The 19,144-nt window shown below is 31.9% G+C and carries 12 protein-coding genes; 11 read left to right on the top strand and 1 reads right to left on the bottom strand.

Annotated features, from left to right (window positions below; all coding sequences use genetic code 11):
* The first annotated feature begins 77 nt into the window (after window positions 1-77).
* The 5 genes from dxs to RT412_RS14315 all read left to right on the top strand — a co-directional run bounded on the left by dxs (window position 78) and on the right by RT412_RS14315 (window position 8,693).
* Window positions 78-1,934 carry a 1-deoxy-D-xylulose-5-phosphate synthase gene (gene dxs, locus RT412_RS14335; RefSeq protein ID WP_313342569.1) on the top strand — a complete coding sequence of 619 codons (1,857 nt, stop codon included), beginning with the start codon at window positions 78-80 and terminating at the stop codon, window positions 1,932-1,934.
* Complete coding sequence (locus RT412_RS14330; protein ID WP_313342567.1) at window positions 1,934-2,659, top strand: gamma-glutamyl-gamma-aminobutyrate hydrolase family protein; 726 nt, start codon at window positions 1,934-1,936, stop codon at window positions 2,657-2,659. Before dxs ends, RT412_RS14330 begins: the two co-directional genes overlap by 1 nt.
* 154 nt (window positions 2,660-2,813) lie before the next feature.
* Window positions 2,814-3,893 carry a cell division protein ZapA gene (locus tag RT412_RS14325; RefSeq protein WP_313342565.1) on the top strand — a complete coding sequence of 360 codons (1,080 nt, stop codon included), beginning with the start codon at window positions 2,814-2,816 and terminating at the stop codon, window positions 3,891-3,893.
* A gap of 60 nt (window positions 3,894-3,953) precedes the next feature.
* Entirely contained in the window at window positions 3,954-6,131 is a 2,178-nt protein-coding gene (locus tag RT412_RS14320; protein ID WP_313342563.1) for a U32 family peptidase, read from the top strand.
* 183 nt (window positions 6,132-6,314) lie between these two features.
* Window positions 6,315-8,693, top strand: coding sequence for an endonuclease MutS2 (locus RT412_RS14315; protein WP_313342560.1), 2,379 nt, complete (start codon window positions 6,315-6,317; stop codon window positions 8,691-8,693).
* Window positions 8,694-8,917: 224 nt separating this feature from the next.
* Here the strand turns inward: RT412_RS14315 and abc-f are convergent, their stop codons facing one another.
* Window positions 8,918-10,489 carry a ribosomal protection-like ABC-F family protein gene (gene abc-f, locus RT412_RS14310; protein WP_313342557.1) on the bottom strand — a complete coding sequence of 524 codons (1,572 nt, stop codon included), beginning with the start codon at window positions 10,487-10,489 and terminating at the stop codon, window positions 8,918-8,920.
* Window positions 10,490-10,886: 397 nt separating this feature from the next.
* Here abc-f and RT412_RS14305 point away from each other — a divergent pair, with 397 nt between their 5' ends.
* The 6 genes from RT412_RS14305 (at window position 10,887) to RT412_RS14280 (ending at window position 18,597) form a co-directional block, all read left to right on the top strand.
* Window positions 10,887-11,966 carry a GNAT family N-acetyltransferase gene (locus tag RT412_RS14305; protein ID WP_313342554.1) on the top strand — a complete coding sequence of 360 codons (1,080 nt, stop codon included), beginning with the start codon at window positions 10,887-10,889 and terminating at the stop codon, window positions 11,964-11,966.
* A gap of 87 nt (window positions 11,967-12,053) precedes the next feature.
* Window positions 12,054-13,763 (top strand): arginine--tRNA ligase, encoded by a 1,710-nt coding sequence (gene argS, locus RT412_RS14300; RefSeq protein WP_398439564.1) that lies wholly within the window; start codon window positions 12,054-12,056, stop codon window positions 13,761-13,763.
* A 199-nt stretch (window positions 13,764-13,962) separates the two neighbouring features.
* Entirely contained in the window at window positions 13,963-14,628 is a 666-nt protein-coding gene (locus tag RT412_RS14295) for a transglycosylase SLT domain-containing protein (RefSeq protein WP_313342548.1), read from the top strand.
* Between the two features lie 249 nt (window positions 14,629-14,877).
* Window positions 14,878-15,756 carry a hypothetical protein gene (locus tag RT412_RS14290; RefSeq protein WP_313342545.1) on the top strand — a complete coding sequence of 293 codons (879 nt, stop codon included), beginning with the start codon at window positions 14,878-14,880 and terminating at the stop codon, window positions 15,754-15,756.
* Window positions 15,753-17,477 (top strand): DUF4080 domain-containing protein, encoded by a 1,725-nt coding sequence (locus tag RT412_RS14285; protein ID WP_313342542.1) that lies wholly within the window; start codon window positions 15,753-15,755, stop codon window positions 17,475-17,477. Before RT412_RS14290 ends, RT412_RS14285 begins: the two co-directional genes overlap by 4 nt.
* Window positions 17,461-18,597, top strand: a complete 1,137-nt coding sequence (locus RT412_RS14280) for a tetratricopeptide repeat protein (RefSeq protein WP_313342539.1) — start codon at window positions 17,461-17,463, stop codon at window positions 18,595-18,597. The genes RT412_RS14285 and RT412_RS14280 overlap by 17 nt, the downstream gene beginning before the upstream one ends.
* Window positions 18,598-19,144: the final 547 nt, after the last annotated feature.

The following is a 19,144-nucleotide window of genomic DNA, read 5'->3' as shown; positions in this document are numbered from 1 at the left end:
GACATATTTATGTAAGCAATATATAATTATGAGTAATGAAAAGCTTGATTTTAAAATTGTTATAATGCGAGGAAATAATGAAGTTATTGGATAGTATTAATTTTCCTGAGGATTTAAGAAAATTAAACAATGAAGAATTAAATATATTAAACAACGAATTAAGACAATACATAATTGAATCTGTTTCAAAGACAGGCGGACATTTAGCTTCTAATTTAGGGGTAGTGGAGTTAACAGTTGCGCTGCATTATTCATTTAATACACCTATTGATAAAATCATATGGGACGTAGGTCATCAATCCTATATTCATAAAATAATTACAGGCAGAAAAGATAAAATGTCTACGTTAAGGCAATATAACGGCTTAAGTGGTTTTCCTAAACGCTGCGAAAGCTGTTATGATGTTTTTGACACAGGGCACAGCAGTACTTCTATTTCTGCTGCAATGGGAATTGCAAGAGCAAGAGACTTAAAAAAGGAAAAATATGAAGTTGTTGCCGTGATCGGTGACGGTGCTCTTACAGGCGGCATGGCATTTGAAGCTCTGAATGATTTAGGCAGAAGCAATACCAAGCTTATAATCGTACTTAATGATAATGAAATGTCCATATCTCCAAACGTTGGAGGTATGTCACACTATCTTAGTATGATAAGAACAAGCTCGAGATATTTATCAACAAAAAAGGATATTGAAAAGCTGTTAAATGATATGCCTGTAGTAGGAAAAACTATTAAATCTTTTTTAAAAAGAACCAAAGACGGAATTAAAAAAATGTTCATTCCCGGAATGCTGTTTGAAGAATTAGGTCTTACTTACATGGGACCGATTGACGGACATAATACCGAGGAAATGTTAGAATCCTTTAAAGCGGCTAAAAACATAGATGGACCCCTTATAATGCATATAATTACTAAGAAGGGCAAGGGTTATAAATATGCTGAAACAAGACCCGATGAATATCATGGAGTATCTCCTTTTGATGTGGTAACAGGAGAAAGCTTGAAAAAATCCGATATACCCACATACTCTAAGGTATTCGGAAGAAAACTATGTGAAATAGCCGAAGAAAATAAAAATGTAGTGGCGATTACGGCTGCAATGACAGATGGCACCGGATTAACGGAATTCGCAAAAATATATTCTGATAGAATTTTTGATGCGGGTATTGCGGAACAGCATGCTGTAACTATGGCTGCGGGACTTGCTGCAAACGGAATGGTTCCTGTGGTAGCAGTTTATTCATCCTTTTTACAAAGAGCATACGATCAGATAATCCATGATGTGGCACTTCAAAATCTTCATGTTGTGTTTGCCGTTGATAGGGCAGGGCTTGTGGGAGATGACGGGGAAACTCACCATGGTGTTTTTGATGAAGGATTTTTAAGTCAGATACCTAACATGATTATAATGGCACCTGCTGATTATGCCGAATTCGAAAATATGCTTACATTTGCAATAAATGAATATGATGGTCCTATCGCTGTAAGATATCCGAGAGGAAATTCAGCGTCAACCATCAATAACAGTAATGTATTAATAGAAAAAGGTAAAGGTGTAATAGTTAAGGAAGGTAGAGATATTACAATTGCCTGTTCGGGTAGAATGGTAGAAACAGCAATTAAGGTAAGCGAAATTTTGGCAAAACGAAATATTGATGCGGAGGTAATTAATCTTCGGTTCATTAAACCATTGGATGATAATTTACTTAATACATCAGTCAGTAAAACGAAAAAAATTGTTATTATAGATGAGGGTTCTTCATATGGTATTGCTTCTTTAATAAAAACAATAATTACTGATGATGTGGATGTTCTGTTAAAAACTCTTCCTGATGAATTTACAAAGCATGGAAGCGTAGAAGAATTGCTTAAGGCAAATGGATTAGATGCGGAAAGCATAGCTGATCATATAAATAATAAATGGAGGATGTAATGAAGCCAGTCATTGGAATAACAACCGATAGTGAATACAATAACGGGTATTATTATCAACGGTTAAACGAATGGAATTTAAAGTCAATTTCTGATAATGGAGGAATTCCTTTCATGTTTCAGATAACAAGTGACGACGTAATTATTGAAAAGTATTTGGAAATGGTAGACGGAATACTTTTTACCGGAGGTAATGATGTAAACCCACATTATTATGGTGAAGATCCAATTAAAGAGATAGGTCGTTTAGACTGTGAAAGAGATGAATTTGAAATGAAGCTCTATCGCAATGCAGTAAAAAAGGACATACCCATATTAGGTATTTGCAGAGGTACACAGGTTATGAATGTTGCAGACGGAGGTAATTTGTATCAGGATATTAACATTCAGGTACAGGGAGCTAACAGCCATAGTTATGACTTGTTCGGTTCTTATGAATATCACAATGTAGATATCGATACTGATTCTAAACTGTATGAAATTTTAAAGGTCAAAGAGCTTAAAACGAATTCATATCATCATCAGAGTGTTAAGGAAGTTGCCAAAGGATATAGACCGACTGCTTTTGCAAAAGATGGAATTATAGAATGTATTGAATCACAAGATTTAACTTTTGCAGTAGGTATTCAGTGGCATCCTGAAGTTATGTACAACAGGCTTCCGATATTTGCCGATATTTTTAGAACTTTTATAAAGCAATGCGAAATTTATCATAATAAATTGTAAGAACATTTGATGCATTCCCCTATGATTAAAAAATTTTTATTTCCTATTGAAATTAAGCGTAGTATACATTAATATAAATATAACATTAAAAAAAATTAACAATTGAGTATAAATTATTCAGAATGTCAAAAGAAAAATATAAAGGGGTTTGCATATGAATAAAATTGAAATTGTAATTGGTGATAAAAAATATAATGTAAGAACAGATGAAAGTCCGGAATATGTAAAAAACATAGAAAATATCATAAACGAACAAATTAATATAATTACTAATTCAAATAAAAGATTTAATGAGATTGACAAATTAATTTTGTCTTCCTTTGTAATAGTCGATAAATATATTAAGCTGAATAATGAAATTAATGATTATAAAAAAGAAATATGCGAAGAAATACAGAATTTAAAACAGGAAAAAGAAGTAGCAATAAGAGAAAAAGAAGAGACGCTAAAAGAAGCTTCAGAAGCAATTTTAGAAAAGGAAAGATACAGAGAAAAGCTTTTAGCAAGAGATAATGATAGAGAGTATTTAAACAGTCAAATTTCGAAGCAACAGGATAAAATAAATGAACAAGAGCAGCAATTATTAAAAAGTGAAATGCTCATTAATGAATTAAAAAATAAAAATGAAGAATTAGAGGAAGCTATAGAAGAGCTTAGAATTGAGCGCGAAAACTTTACGAAAGAGTTAAGCTTTATGAATAACACAAAGAGCAGCTTAAACGGAAGAATTTCTAAGCTTCAATTAAAGCTTAATGAAAAAGAACAATCGATTCTTCAGCTTGAAAAAGCTATCAGAGATTTAAAGAGTACAGGCGATGAGAAAACTCAAAAAATTTATAATATTAATGATGAAAATCAAAAATTAAATTTAATAATCGAATCAAAGCAAAGCGATATCGAATCACTTAATAATAAAATAAATGTATTGCAAAATAAAATATATGAAAAAGACGGAATAATCAACGGCAAGGATAAAGCTATAGTTGAATATAAGTATAGTGCCGATGAATTAAAGAAAAAATATGATATAATAAATGATGAGAGGGAAAAATACTTAGAAGAGTTGCTAATGCTTAACAATGACAAAGAAAATTTGATGAACTCGATTAACGAGCTTCAGGAGAAATTAAACCGAAAAGAAGCAGAAAATTTTCAAAATCAATTGGAAATAACGAAGCTGAAAAAAGATAATATGGAATTGTTGGATTTGCTCGATAGAGAAACCTCTGTTTAAACTTTTTCAACAGACTACGGAACGCTTCTTATGCGTTCCTTTTTAAAAACAGGAGAAAAAATGATAAGAAAAGCAGAATTATTAGCCCCTGCGGGAAGCATTGAATCCTTTTATGCTGCTGTAAACAGCGGTGCGGATTCAGTCTACTTAGGAGGAAAATTATTTAACGCAAGACATAATTCTCAGAATTTTGATGATGAACAAATGAAGCATGTTATAAAATATGCACACAATAAAAATGTAAAGGTGTATGTTACCTTAAACATAATATTAAAGGATACGGAAATTTTTGATGCATTAAGATATGCCGAATTTTTATATGAAAATGACGTAGATGCCGTAATCGTTCAGGATTTAGGACTGTTGTATTTACTAAAAAAATATATGCCTGCATTACCTGTAAATATAAGCACTCAAGGAGCCGTTTATGATGAATACGGTGTAAAATTCTTTGAGCAGTACAATGTACAAAAGGTTATCTTAGCGAGAGAAATGTCCTTAGCGCAATTAAGAGAAACAGTTAAAAATACTGATGCAGACCTGGAGATTTTTATACATGGTGCTCTGTGCACCTGCTATTCAGGTCAATGCTATATGTCAAGTTTCTTAGGAGGCAGAAGCGGCAACAGAGGAAAATGCGCACAGCCATGCCGGCTGAATTACAGCTTTTATGATAAGGAAAAAGGTGAATTGTCAGAAGAATTTAATGAGGCGCCCGTTCTCAGCCTAAAGGATTTCATGGCAGGGGAAACGGTTCATGAATTAATAGACGCGGGAATTGCTACCTTTAAAATTGAAGGACGTATGAAGGGTCCCTTGTATACTTCCGAGGTGGTTAAATATTATGGACAGATAATTGATGATTATTACAAGGGTACACAGACAGATATAAGTACTCTTAGAGAAAGAGCCGTGTCAACCTTCAGCAGAGGATATACGAATTCATACCTTAAACCAAACAAAGACGATGAAATGTTTGCAAGGCTTAGTTCAGGTGTTAAGGGTGAAAACATTGATGAAATAGAAGAAGAAAATAATGATATAGCTCATGAATTTTCAGAGTATAAAAGAAATGTATTAAAATTTGAAATAAAATTAAAAATTGGTGAAAAAGCGGAACTGCTTGCTTCAGACGGTAAGAATAATGTATTGGTTAAAAGTGAGGAGCCATGTGAAAGCAGCTTAAAAAACGCCGTAACAGAGGATATTATTAAGGAGCAGTTAGGTAAGCTCGGCAATACAATTTATGAACTGCGGGAATTAAAAATAGAAAAGCAAGACAATGTTTTTATCAGAAAAAGCACACTAAATCAACTTAGAAGAGCTGCAACGGAACTGCTTTATGAAAAGGGAGCAATTGTCTATAACAGAGAACCGATTCATTTTACTCGCAATGAAGTTTTTAGCTTCGATAAAACAGGTAAAATTAGCAAACCTAAAATAAGTGTCAAAATAAACAGTGATGAGGATTTTAATTTAATAGATAATCATAAGGTAGACAGAATTTACGTACCTTATAATTTGAATTTGGATTTAGCCGGAAAAATCAGCATTAAGGAAAAATATTTATTTATACCGAATATAGTTTCGATGGCACAATACAATGAATTTAAAAGTAATTTAAAATTATACGAAGAAATATTTGACGGTGTTTGTGTTAACAATGCAGGAAGCTTCTACTTTTTTAAGCAAAACAGCAGCTTAAAAATTCATTGCGGCTCATTTTTTAACGTAATAAATTCATTTTCAACAGAACTTCTAAAAGAAAACGGTGCAGTAAGCTTAACACTTTCAGCGGAATCAAACATAAGAGATATGGAAAGTATAAATAATAATACTTCTATTAAGACAGAAATCAAGTCACATGAATATTTGCAGCTTATGGTTATGAAAAACTGTCCCATGTCTTTAATTAAAAACTGCAAAAATTTACAGGATTGCAGCACTTGTGAGCACAGAAACAAATATTCTTTGAAAGACAGAAAAGGTGTTTATTTTAATATAGAAAGGGATAACAGGTTAACACATATATACAACAGTGTTCCGCTATCCATTTTAGGAAAGACTGAGGACTTTGCAGACAAAAATATTGACTATTTTATGGTTGATACAAAATGGCTTGATAATACAGAGGATGTAATTGATACATTGTATTGTGAAATAAACGGAGTTAAAACGGCAAACATATTAAAGGAAAACAGCTTTACTCGAGGTCATTATTTGAAAAATATCCTTTAGAGGTATGGGGACACACCTTAAATGAAGGGAATGTCTTTGGGGCAAGCATTTAAGGAATGTCCCCCGAATTTGACAATAGCTTATATGTCATCCTGAACGCAGTGAAGGATCTCAATTAGGTTTTACGTCATCCTGAGTGTTAACAAAGGATTTCTCTTTAATAAAAAAACAGAGGTAAAAAACATGAAACAAAAATCAAAATCAGTTTTGGAATTTGATAAAATTATAGAAAAACTTGCAGAGTATGCTGAAACATCTTTAGGAAAAGAAGAAGCTAAAAAACTTGATACCTCATCTGATTTAGAGGGTGTTAAATTCAAGCAGAAACAAACTGCGGAAAGTGTTTCTATAATAATAGAAAAAGGAGCTCCTCCGTTAGGCGGCCTTACCCAAATAAAGGAATACGTTAAAAGAGGCTCTGTAGGAGGCATTATATCTCTCAGAGGTCTGTTAAGCTGTGCTGATTCTTTAAGAGCGGCAAGGTTAGTAAAAAATTATGTTCTCCTTAACAATAAAGAAGAAAGAAGCTACGAAATTTTAGAAGATTTGTGTAATGGAATTTATACAAATAAAGATATAGAAGAAAAAATATATAATATTATTATCAGTGAAGAAGAGATTGCAGATGATGCGAGCCCGGATTTAAAGCGGATAAGAAGAGAAATGCAAATAAAACAAAATGCTATCAAAAACAAAATTAATCAGATAGTAAGCTCTTCCACAATTCAGAAGTATCTTCAAGAAAATATTGTCACTATGAGAAATGACCGATATGTAATCCCTGTCCGCAAAGAATACAGAAGCATGATAAAGGGAATTATACATGACCAGTCATCTACAGGTTCCACACTGTTTATTGAGCCGATTGCAATTGTAGAAATGACAAATGAAATATCTGAATTAAAGTTGGCTGAAAAAAAGGAAGTAGAAAGAATTCTGTTGGAATTAAGCGGAATGATTGGTGAAATTGCAAATGAAATGTTAACCAATCAAGATATACTGAAGGAGCTTGATTTCATATTTGCAAAGGGAAAATTCGCCGTCAGTATAAATGCTGTTGAGCCGAAGCTTAATGACAGAGGATATATTCGTATCAAGAAAGGAAGACATCCTTTAATAGATAAAAATGTTGTTGTACCCATAGATGCGTGGATCGGTGATGAATTTGCCACATTAATTATAACAGGACCTAATACAGGGGGAAAAACTGTTTCGTTAAAAACTTTAGGGTTATTTTCGCTTATGGGTATGGCAGGACTTCATCTGCCTGCTGAATACGGAACAGAAATATCCGTTTTTAGTGCTGTTTATGCTGATATCGGGGATGAGCAGAGCATTGAACAAAGCTTAAGCACCTTTTCCTCTCATATGACTAACATCGTAAAAATAATGAAAGAGGTTGATGATAAATCTTTTGTGCTGTTTGATGAATTAGGAGCAGGAACAGACCCAACAGAGGGTGCAGCTCTTGCAATTTCCATACTTGACACTCTGCATGATAGAAAAATTATAACGGCGGCAACGACCCATTACAGTGAGTTGAAGCTGTATGCATTGACGACAGAAGGGGTAATAAACGGAAGTGTTGAATTTAATGTGGAAACATTAAGCCCAACCTATAAGCTTTTGATAGGAGTTCCCGGAAAATCCAATGCCTTTGAAATTTCCAAAAAGTTAGGATTAAGTCAGAATATTATTGATAAAGCCAAAAGAACTATTGAAACTGATAAGGTTGAATTTGAAGATGCATTAAAGCAAATAGAGGAAAATCGTATATATATTGAAGAAAAGAAAAGTGAAATTGATAGATTAAATGAAGAAAGTCAGAAAAAGCATGCAAGCTTCCTTGCCAAAGAAAGAAAGGCTCTCGAAAAAAGTGAGAAAATGGTTAATGAAGCAAACTATGAGGCAAGAAAAATAGTAGAAAGTGCAAAGAAAGAAGCGGCAGAAATTATTAAGGAGCTCAGAAAGCTGAGCTTAGATATGGATAAGGACAAAGTCCGAAGAGTTAATGAGCTGAGACAAAGCTTAAATGAAAAAACCAAGGAATTTGAAGAAAACCAATATACCGAGCAAATTTTTGAGGATGATAATTACGATGATGAAACTCCTTTGTCAAACGGTGATGCGGTATTAGTCAGAAGCTTAAATCAGAAGGGTCACATAATATCGGATGTTGATAATTCTCAAAATGTAATGGTTCAAATAGGTTTAATTAAAACAAAGGTAAAAAAATCAGATTTAATAAAAATCAAATCTGACGAAGAAAAAAAACAAAAAACAAACACTTCACGGATGATAAAATTAAAAACCTCCGCTATCAATCCTGCAATAGATTTAAGGGGATTAAACTTAGATGAAGCAATCCTTGAGCTTGACAAATATTTAGATGATGCTTTCATGTCCAATTTAAACGAAGTTCAGGTTATTCACGGTAAAGGAACAGGTGTTTTGAGAGAGGGTGTTACCCAATTCTTAAAAAAACACAAACACGTAAAAGAATCAAGATTAGGCACCTTCAACGAAGGCGGTGACGGAGTAACAGTGGTAACATTTAAATAGAGATTTATATAAATAAGCGGAACCTTTGGGTTCCGCCCAGATTGATGACAAAGTCATCAAGATGATAGGATGTTGAAAAAGTTCATCCTGCAAGGCGCCGGAAGACGGGCAACCGCAGCGTATTCAGACATACGTGAGGATTGACCGGGTGAACGGCAACGAAGCAGGGGGACTTTTTCAGCAGCCTGAGCGGAACCTTTGGGTTCCGCCTATTTTATCAACAGCTATAGTTCAATGTTTTGTGTAGCAATGTTTTCGCTGAATGTAAAATCATGCTCAACAAAAATCATGGTTGGCTCAAAGGTCTTAATCAGCTCTTCAATTTGAATTCTTGAGTACACATCTATAAAATTAAGGGGTTCATCCCATATATAAATATGAGAGCTTTGAGATAAGCTTTTAGCTATCAATACCTTCTTTTTCTGTCCTTCGCTTAATTCCTCCAAATTTTTAACAAAATTCTCGGAATCCATATCCAATTTTGCCAAAAGAGTTCTGAATATACTCTCATTGATATTTTCGTTCACAATAAAATTCTGGAATGTTCCTTTCAAAAATGATGTATCCTGAGGAATGAATGAAATATTGAGATTACTTCCCATATTCAGAGTCCCATCATAGTTTTTAATTTCGCCCAAGAGTATTTTTATTAAACTGGATTTTCCGGAACCGTTTTTTCCTTTTATAGAAATCCTGTCCCCACGTTTTACGGTAAAGCTTACATTGCTTAAAATTTTTCTTTCACCGAAGCTTAAGCTCAGATTATCCGCATTAATCAAGATATCTTTGTGGTATTCCTGAGGAATCAATTTCAAAGCATCATATTTTTCAATATTTTTAAGCAGCTTCTTTTTTTCATCTATTGATTTTTCTTTTCTTTGTTCAATTGCCTTCGCCCTTTTCATCATTTTTGCAGCCTTATGACCGACACTGCCCCTGTCAAATACGTGTGTTCCTATTTTTGATTTTTCTACGAGGTCGCTCCAACCGGCTGTTCTTCTAAAGCTTTCTTCAAGCTGATTTATTTCTTTTTTTAGTTTCTCATTTTGATTGATTTCAAAATTATCTCTCCTGCTTTTATTTTCTTGCCAGCTGCTGAAATTGCCTTTTTGAACTTCAATATTGCATTTATTTATTGAAAGTATATGGTCAACCGTAGAATCTAAAAAATGTCTGTCATGGGAAATTAAAATAAATCCTTTCTTTTGATTTAAATATTCGGCAACACAGTTTCTTCCTTCTTGATCAAGATGGTTTGTCGGTTCGTCAATCAACAAAAAATTATTCTTTTTCAAAAATAAAGCAGCAAGCATTACCTTAGTTTTTTCTCCGTTGCTAAGAGTATTAAATTTTCGGGAAAGGACATCAGCATTAACTTTTAGTTTTCTGATTTCCTTTTCAATCAGCTCATCTATGATATAACCATCATTATAACTAAAAAGATTTAACAGCTCGCCATATCGAATCATTGAATTTTCAGTATTTTTAGCTATGCATCTACTCATTTCTTCTTCCCATAGGGAGAAGGTAGCTATAATGTTTTTTGCAACATCTATTGTTTTTAATTCTCCATTTGTTTCAAAAGGAAAGTAATCAAAATTTGTCGAGCTTGTTATGCTGCCGCTGTATTTGTATTTTCCCATTAACAATTTTAAAAATGTGGTCTTACCTCTTCCGTTTCTTCCGATGAAGCCAAGCTTCCAATCGGTATCAATTTCAAAGGATGTGTTTTCAAATATATTTTCATAACTTCCTTCGTATCCAAAGGTTAAATTGTTTACACTTATTAATGACATAAAAAAATCCCTCCTTAAAATAGAGAGAAAATTAGTTTCCATAAAAGAATATCAGTGTAAAAATTATTTTACACAATAATATCTTCAATATAATAATAAAGGTATGGAATATAATCACTCTCAATAGTAAAATCACAAAATAAACCGCATGGGCTTATTTCATTAATATTCATTTACACAATTAAAAGTAAATTATCTAATCATTCCACATGTTACCTTTCTTTTTTTAAATATTATACAAAAATTTAATATATATGTCAAACTTGAATTTAAAAAAAGTATGGATATGTAAAAGAAATTCAAATAAACTTTTGCATTTATAAATATAAAACATTATAATAAAGAATAAAAAGCATAAAATACAATAATCATAAGAAAAACTGTGTTTGGAGGTCGTATGGATAGACAAATAGTAAGATTGGATATGGATAAAGATTTTGAAGCTTTTGAAGAATTATCCGTAATATCCTTTGGTGAAAATACAAACAGTAAAAAGGAAATGTATGAATGGCTTTTTGATAAAAACCCTTACAATAAATCAGGCAATATGATGTATTTATTAAAAGAAGGAGATAAGGTTATAGGTTGTGACGGTCTTTTGCCAAATGAACTGTATGTAAACGGTAAGGTACTGCTTACGGCTCATTCGGTAAAATCAATGACTCATCCTGATTACAAGAAACAGGGAATTTTCAGAATGATGACTGAAAACTCCTGCGAAAGAGGTCTGAAAGATGGTGTAGATGTAATTATAGGACTTGCAAACGACCAGTCATATCCTGCTTATCAAAGATTTGGATGGCCTACATTGTTTGAAAAAGAAGTGTATGTTAAACCCATATTGATAACCAACATTTTAAGAAGAAGAATAAAAATAGGAAGCATAGCAGCTTTAGGAAATTCAGTTTATTCAATGTACATGAAGAATAAGCTGAAAATGCAGATGGACAAAGAAATTAAATTTGAAATTTTAAATGAAGTTCCTGAAGATATACAAGAATGCTGGGATAAATTCAAATCAAAATACAAGGTGCTTCTTGTGAGAGATTATAAATATTGTAACTACAGATATAATATAAGACCTGATGTTAATTACGTGACTGTACTAATGAAATTAAATAATGAAATAATAGGATTTGCTATATTACATAATTCTATTGCAAATGGTTCTAAAATGACATCTGCAGTTGAGTTTTTCACAGACCCTACAAATGAAAGATACATAAAATCATTGGCTAACGGTGTTTCAAAATATTGTTATGACAATGGCTTAGAGTATGTGGTAATCGGAACAGGCTTGTATGGTGAATATAAAAAGGTGCTGTTAAGTAATGGTTTTATGATTACAAGAAAACCTCCCAAAAATAATATGATGATTGCAAATGTTTTATCTGATAAAGTTACATTGGAGGAATTGACAGGACATGATAAATGGCACATAACACAAGGTGACGGAGAAACAGAGCTGGACCTGTAACAAATTAATTGTTTAATTGACAGGTAAAATGTGCTGTGTTATTATTGTGAAATAATATTACATAAAAAGGAATACCATTGGAGGTAGATTATGGATTTTAAAGAAAGGGTTGCTGGAATTTTCACATCCATAGAAACGGATTTATCGGTAGAGGATGCTCTTTTATTAATAGAAACACCGCCAAGTCCTGATATGGGAGACTTTGCGGTACCATGTTTTAAATTTGCTAAAAAATACAGGAAGTCACCTGCGGCTATTGCAGCTGAACTAACTGAGAAAATAGGAAGTGTTGAAGAATTTGAAAAAATAGAAAGTATGGGACCATACGTAAACTTTTTTGTGGACAAAAAGCATTATGCCGAAAAAATATTAAAAACGGCATTTAAGGAAAAAGAAAGTTACGGAAGCACAAATGTAGGTGAAGGAAAGACGGTTATAGTTGAATTTTCATCTCCGAATATTGCTAAACCCTTCCATATCGGACACATCAGAACTACTATTATAGGAAATTCTATTTATAAAATTTATAAATACTTAGGATACAACACCATAACAATAAATCACTTAGGAGATTATGGTACGCAATTTGGTATGCTTATTTCAGCTTATAAGAAATGGGGAAGTCCGGAAATTGTTGAAGCAATTGAAAAGAATCCTATTCAGGAGTTGTTGAAGTTGTATGTGAAATACAATCAGGAAATTGAAGAACATCCGGAATATAAGGAAGAAGCGAGATATTGGTTTAAAGAGCTTGAAAACGGCAATGAAGAAGCTATAAAGCTTTGGAATTGGTTCAGAGAAGTAAGCTTAATGGAATTTAACAGAGTTTATGATATGCTTAACATAAAATTTGATTCTTATGCAGGAGAAAGCTTCTATTCTGATAAAATGCCTGCTGTAATGAAAGAGCTAAAAGAAAAAGGTCTTTTAAAGGACTCGCAAGGTGCAAAAATCGTAGAGCTTCAAGAGTTTGGTCTTACAGATGCGGTTGTTCAAAAAAGCGATGGTTCAACACTATACGTTACAAGGGATATAGCAGCAGCAAAATACAGAAAAGAAACATATAATTTCTATAAAAATATATATGTTGTTGGTGCTCCGCAAAAATTACACTTTGAGCAATGGAGAAAAATTATAAGTTTAATGGGTTATGAATGGGCAGATGATTGTGTTCATGTAATGTTTGGAACAGTTAGCTTAGAAGATGGTGTTTTATCAACACGTAAAGGAAGAGTTGTTTTCTTAGAGGATGTTTTAAACAAAGCTATTGATAAAACTACTGAAATTATAAACGAAAGAAATACTGATTTAGAAAATAAAGAAGAGGTTGCTAAACAGGTGGGAATCGGAGCTGTTATTTTTCAGGAGTTGTTTAACAACAGAATTAAGGATTATACTTTCTCTTGGGAGAAAACATTAAGCTTTGAAGGTGAAACAGGACCATACGTTCAATATACCTATGCAAGAACCTGCAGCATACTTCGTAAGGCTGAGCTAAAAGTAGATGATAATGTTGATTATTCAATATTAACAGACAAAGAGGCATTTAATGTTATTAAGAAATTAGATGGTTTTAAAGTTTCGGTTCTTGGCGCACACGATAAATACGAGCCATTTTTCATAACAAGATATATTGTTGGTTTGGCACAGGAATTTAACCGTTTTTATCATGAATGTCCAATCATAGTAGAAGATAATGAAATCAAAAAAGCAAGATTATTGTTAACAAAGACAGTAAATACCGTACTGAAAAAAGGTATGGAGCTGTTAGGAATGGAAGCGCCGGAAAGAATGTAGCATTTTTCAACATTATTTGTTATGTTTCGTCATTGACCTGAAAATAAAGTAAAAATATAATTAAATTAAGATGTCCCCCGCCTTATATGCGGCGGGTTCCACTTAATTTTTTCATTGGGAGTTTTTTCTCCCACTGAAACCATTGAATAACGGGCAATAATCTTATTGAATTAATTATATAACATAAAAGGGTGATAAGATGAAATGTGAAAAATACTTGACAATTCTTTTTGTAATTTGTATGCTGTCATATTATATGATGGTTGATTTGACTATGGCAGCAGAAACAGGGGATATGTCTCAAAGCTATGTTGAACCGGAAAATTTATTTATAAGAGAATCATTGGTATCTAATTTAAAAGATACTTTAACAAAGGAAAAAAAATTAGCAGAATATACACAACAGTTAACTAACTTCAGTTATGATGACTGCCTGTTCATAATCAGGGAATGCAAAGAGAAAGAGCTGGATCCTTTTGTAGTCTTAGGGGTTATAAAAAGAGAAAGTGATTTCAACCCGTATGCTAAAGGAAAGGCAGGAGAGCGTGGCTTGGGACAGCTCATGGAAAATACCGCAAAACCTGTTGCTGAGAATTTAGGATACGTATATGATCCGGATAAATTATTTGACGTTAGGTATAATTTAGAGTTAACAATAACTCAAATCAGTTATTTGTATAATCTTTACAACAAGGATATTCACAAAGCTCTTACTGCATACAACAGAGGACAGCAGGGTTTAGTAAATTATATGGAAAAAAACATGTCAAACAACTCTAATCCTGCGGAAAGTGATTATTCACAGAGAGTATTAACATTTGCAACAGAGTATAAAAAATCATTTGATGAAAATTTAAATACTTAATTTGCTTTATAAATTTATTGAATGTATAATAGAATCAAAGTAATTGATTCTATTAGGCTGCTGAAAAAGCCCCCCTGCTTCGTTGCCGTTCAGCCGGTCAATCCTCACGTATGTCTGAATACGCTGCGGTTGCCCGTCTTCCGGCGCCTTGCAGGATGAACTTTTTCAACAGCCTGCCATCTTGATGACTTTGTCATCAATCTGATAGAATCAGTCATGTAATTGATTCTATTTTTTTGTGAGGGTTAGATGCAATCTAAAATATATAATCTATTAATTAATTGTTATGAAGACAACTTTGGCGATAAAATACCCAATATAGATTTACAATTATTTTTAATCAGCGTAAAATCACTTGTCCCCTATGAAGACAAAATAGGATGTTTTATTGAGGTTGAAAGATATAAAAAAGAGCTTGAAATATTTAAATTATATAAAAATGGTGAGGATGAAGTTATAGATAATTATTTTATTAATAATAAGCTTTCAAATAAAGAAGATAATCTTTTGGAATCAAAGATAATACCGATTGTGATTGCTAACACAATTTGGGACATCTTAATAAACGAAGCTTTAAAAACCGCAACAATATATTCATCAAATAAAAATTCATTGTTAAATGCAATTATATTATCTTCGACCATAGATGTATATTTAAGTAATAATAACGCAGATTATGAAATGATAAATGAAATTACCAAGGAAAGGATAATTGATTTTTCATTAAAGGAGTTTTCAGAAAAAAATAATATTATTATAGAAAAATCCGATTTTATTGAATTCGAAAAAGAAAGAATTAAATTATTAACCAACGATATTTTATCTGAAGAGATTATAAATAGGTATAAGTCAATTAATTATATACTGCATGGCAAATCCATAGAAACAACAGAGAATGAAAAAGAATCAGTACTAAATAGTTTTTCGGCATATTTATATAAGCTCAGGAAAGGAATTATCAGTCCGGATAAATTGAAATTACCCCAAGCAAATATGCCTGAATTCAAAGAATTTTTAAAATATTCTTCATTTACTCACCCGCTATTAGGGAAATGCATGGTAGTTAAAAGAGATGATAAACAAGTTATAATAAGAAATAAATCGGGATTAATAAAGGTGAACATATGAAAATATTACTGGTAACTCTTGATTCAAAGTTCATTCATGCTAATCTTGCGGTAAGGTATTTAAAAAAATACTGCAAGGATGATAATATTGAAATTAAGGAGTTTACAATCAATCAGAAATTAGAATATATATTAAATGAAATATTATCGGTTAATGCTGATTTGATATGCTTTTCAACATACATATGGAATGTAGAATACGTAAAAGAAATAGCATATATAATTAAAGAAACAAACAAGAATGTAAAACTTTTATGCGGTGGTCCTGAAGTTTCCTTTGAAGTAGAAAGATTTATGAAAAATGAACCGTATATAGATTTTGTTGTATCCGGAGAAGGAGAAATTACGTTCAAAGAATTTATTACGGAATTCTATAAAGAGAAGACCGATTATGGCAGTGTAAAAGGATTAAGCTACAGAGAAAACGAAAATATTGTAATTAATGAGCTGAGAGAACCCATCCTAAACTTAGACACAATAAATTATCCATATGATGAGGACGAAAAATTTGAAGATAAAATAATATATTATGAATCATCAAGAGGATGTCCATTCTGCTGCAGCTTTTGCATGTCTTCAATTGACAAAAGAATGAGAGTATTTTCAATGGACAGAGTAAAGAAGGATTTATCTATGCTCTTAAAAACAAAGGCAAGACAAATTAAATTTGTGGACAGAACCTTCAATGCTGATTATAAGCGGTCAATGGAAATAATAGATTTTATTATTGAACACAACATCAACAACATGACAATCCATTTTGAAATAACTGCTGATATAATAAATGAAGAATTTATTAATTTTTTAAAAAAGCTTCCTGTAAATATGTTTCAGTTTGAAATAGGAGTACAGTCGTTAAATGAAGCAACCTTGTTTGAAATAAACAGACATATGAATGTGGAAAAGCTTAATAAGGTCATAGAGAAAATAAGAGAAAACAGCAATATACATATTCACCTTGACTTAATTGCAGGATTACCTTATGAAAATTATGATACATTTAAAAGGTCATTTGATGGAATTCATAAGCTTAATGCAGAAAAAATACAGCTTGGATTTTTAAAGGTTTTAAAGGGAACCAGAATTTATAATGATAGATTCAAGCATGAAATCAGGTATAGAAAGACAGCACCTTACGAAGTAATTTGTACAAAATATATAACCCTTAATGAACTATTAAGGTTAAAAAATATTGAAGAAATAGTGGATAAGTATTACAATGAAAAATACTTTGAAAAATCATTAAACTATATATTCAATCACATATATATTGAATCAGCTTTTGAATTTTATGAATCCTTCAGCATATACTGGCAGAAAAGTGATTTATACAGGATGTCTCACAGCAGAAAAAAACTTTACAAAATATTGTTTGATTATATAAAATATAATGATAAATTGACCGATGAATTTATTCATTCCATGCGCTATGATTATGTTTTTAATAATCAGTTTGAGGATTTGCCCGATTATTTGAACAGAAATGCAGAAGACAAATACAAACTCATTAAAAGGCACCTGGCAAATGATTTAATGTTTATAACTAAGTATTTTAAAGAATCAAAGAGAAATGAAAAAATAGTAAATGACTTTAGAATAGTTGATATAAATAATAATCCGACATTATTTATATACAAGGATAAAGAAAATATTTTTAACAGATGCAACACATATACCATAAATGATTTGATTGGAGAGATAAATTATGAACAAAAGAGATAAATTCTTTGAAGAGTTTTATGAAAAGAAAAGAAGCGACATATCATTTATTACTATAAAAAAAGGAGCATCAATTAATTTTAAGGACAATATTTTTATATCAGATAAGGAGCTTGCTATACCAATCAGGGTTTCTAATCTATTAAAAGATATAGAGAAGCAAAAAGAAATGGATGGTATTTCACTTAACAATATAATAGATGGAATAATCTATTTATTTGGCTCTGATATAGATTTTGAATTTTCAGAAGATTACCATAGAATTTTTGAAGCGTTAAAATTTGATGTTACATCTTATATAATATATTGTATAAATAAATTCGATGAAAATGAACACGAGGACGGATTAGTTTATGGTAAGGCATTAATTAATATAGAAGAAAACGAAAAAAGCTGTTTCGTTTATGCTTGCGTCTTAGAAAAAATGGGACTTAAGTTATATTCTGATGATAAGGATGAATTAAGTGGATATTATTTGCAGGAAGCTAACAAGTATTTTGAAAAGTGCATAGATTATAATAATAAATCTGCATTGGCACATTATAAGTTAGGATTTTATTACAAAAGAAGCCAACAGTATATTAAAGCAAAACTTATTTGGGAGAGACATCAGGAATATGATGATGATGCTCTGAGAATAGATGAAATAAGAAATGAACTAATTCAATTGCAGCCATATGTTGATTTTGAAAACGGTTATAATCTTATATTGAAAGATCAACCTGAAAAAGGTTTAGATTTACTGTTGCCGTTAACTAAGGAATTCGGAAACTGGTGGAACTTGTTGTTTTTTATAGGACTTGCATATAGAATGCTTGGAGAATACGATATAGCAGAAACATATTTTGAAAATGTATTAAAAATAGAAAAGAATCAAAAGGATGCCTTAAATGAATTAGGATTATGTAAGCTCTGTAGGGGTAAGTACGTAGAAGCATCTGAATTGTTTTCGGATTTGTTAGGATTTGACCCGGGTAACTGTGAAGTGTTCTGCAATCGTGCAGTAGCATATATGCATAACAACCAGTTAGACAGAGCAAAAGAGGATATACAAACTGCATTAAAAATCAATCCGAACGATCCTGTCGCGTTTAGTATAAGAGCAGAGTTGGATAAAATGTAAAATAGGGGATTGACAAAGGTAATCAAGTAGGCTAAAATAATAAAGCATTTATTTGAAAAATGTAAAATTTAGTTGAAAAATAAGTAAAAAATTTATTGACAATTAAAATCAGTTGTGATAAACTAACAAAGCTTTGATTTTCTTGATTGAAGGATTTCATAAGAAAAAATTGTCAGTTGACAGAAGACATGATTCGTGTTAGACTGACAATCCTGTCTTAAAAGAGCAGGGAGCAACAAGAAAAAATTAACAGTTGACACCATCAAAAAGATGTGATAAACTGTTCAAGCTGTCTCAAGAGACGGCGAAAAACCGAACATAGACAATAAAACAGCATAAGAAACCTGAAAAGATGCCCTAACCCAATTTTTTCGACCGCAAGGGAGAGAAAAATTGATGGTAGGTCATTCGCAACGAATTCCCAATTTATGCGACGCAAGGAGCAGATAAATTGGTGAATGAGACTGCGGTTCTAAGAAAATTGAACAAACAAAACAAAGTAAAAAAAGCTAAGCGAAAGCTTGAGCAAGGAAAAATATTAAACGAG

It is taken from the genome of Sedimentibacter sp., assembly GCF_032080165.1.
Taxonomy (GTDB): domain Bacteria; phylum Bacillota; class Clostridia; order Tissierellales; family Sedimentibacteraceae; genus Sedimentibacter.
The sequence above is the reverse complement of the archived record's forward strand: the minus strand, read 5'-3'. Positions and strand labels throughout refer to the sequence as shown.

Coding starts and splice junctions, on each gene's coding strand:
- RT412_RS14305 (WP_313342554.1), top strand. CDS start 10,887: ATGGATAGACAAATAGTAAGATTGGATATGGATAAAGATTTTGAAGCT.
- RT412_RS14280 (WP_313342539.1), top strand. CDS start 17,461: ATGAACAAAAGAGATAAATTCTTTGAAGAGTTTTATGAAAAGAAAAGA.
- RT412_RS14325 (WP_313342565.1), top strand. CDS start 2,814: ATGAATAAAATTGAAATTGTAATTGGTGATAAAAAATATAATGTAAGA.
- RT412_RS14290 (WP_313342545.1), top strand. CDS start 14,878: ATGCAATCTAAAATATATAATCTATTAATTAATTGTTATGAAGACAAC.
- dxs (WP_313342569.1), top strand. CDS start 78: ATGAAGTTATTGGATAGTATTAATTTTCCTGAGGATTTAAGAAAATTA.
- RT412_RS14315 (WP_313342560.1), top strand. CDS start 6,315: ATGAAACAAAAATCAAAATCAGTTTTGGAATTTGATAAAATTATAGAA.
- RT412_RS14295 (WP_313342548.1), top strand. CDS start 13,963: ATGAAATGTGAAAAATACTTGACAATTCTTTTTGTAATTTGTATGCTG.
- RT412_RS14320 (WP_313342563.1), top strand. CDS start 3,954: ATGATAAGAAAAGCAGAATTATTAGCCCCTGCGGGAAGCATTGAATCC.
- RT412_RS14285 (WP_313342542.1), top strand. CDS start 15,753: ATGAAAATATTACTGGTAACTCTTGATTCAAAGTTCATTCATGCTAAT.
- abc-f (WP_313342557.1), bottom strand. CDS start 10,489: ATGTCATTAATAAGTGTAAACAATTTAACCTTTGGATACGAAGGAAGT.
- RT412_RS14330 (WP_313342567.1), top strand. CDS start 1,934: ATGAAGCCAGTCATTGGAATAACAACCGATAGTGAATACAATAACGGG.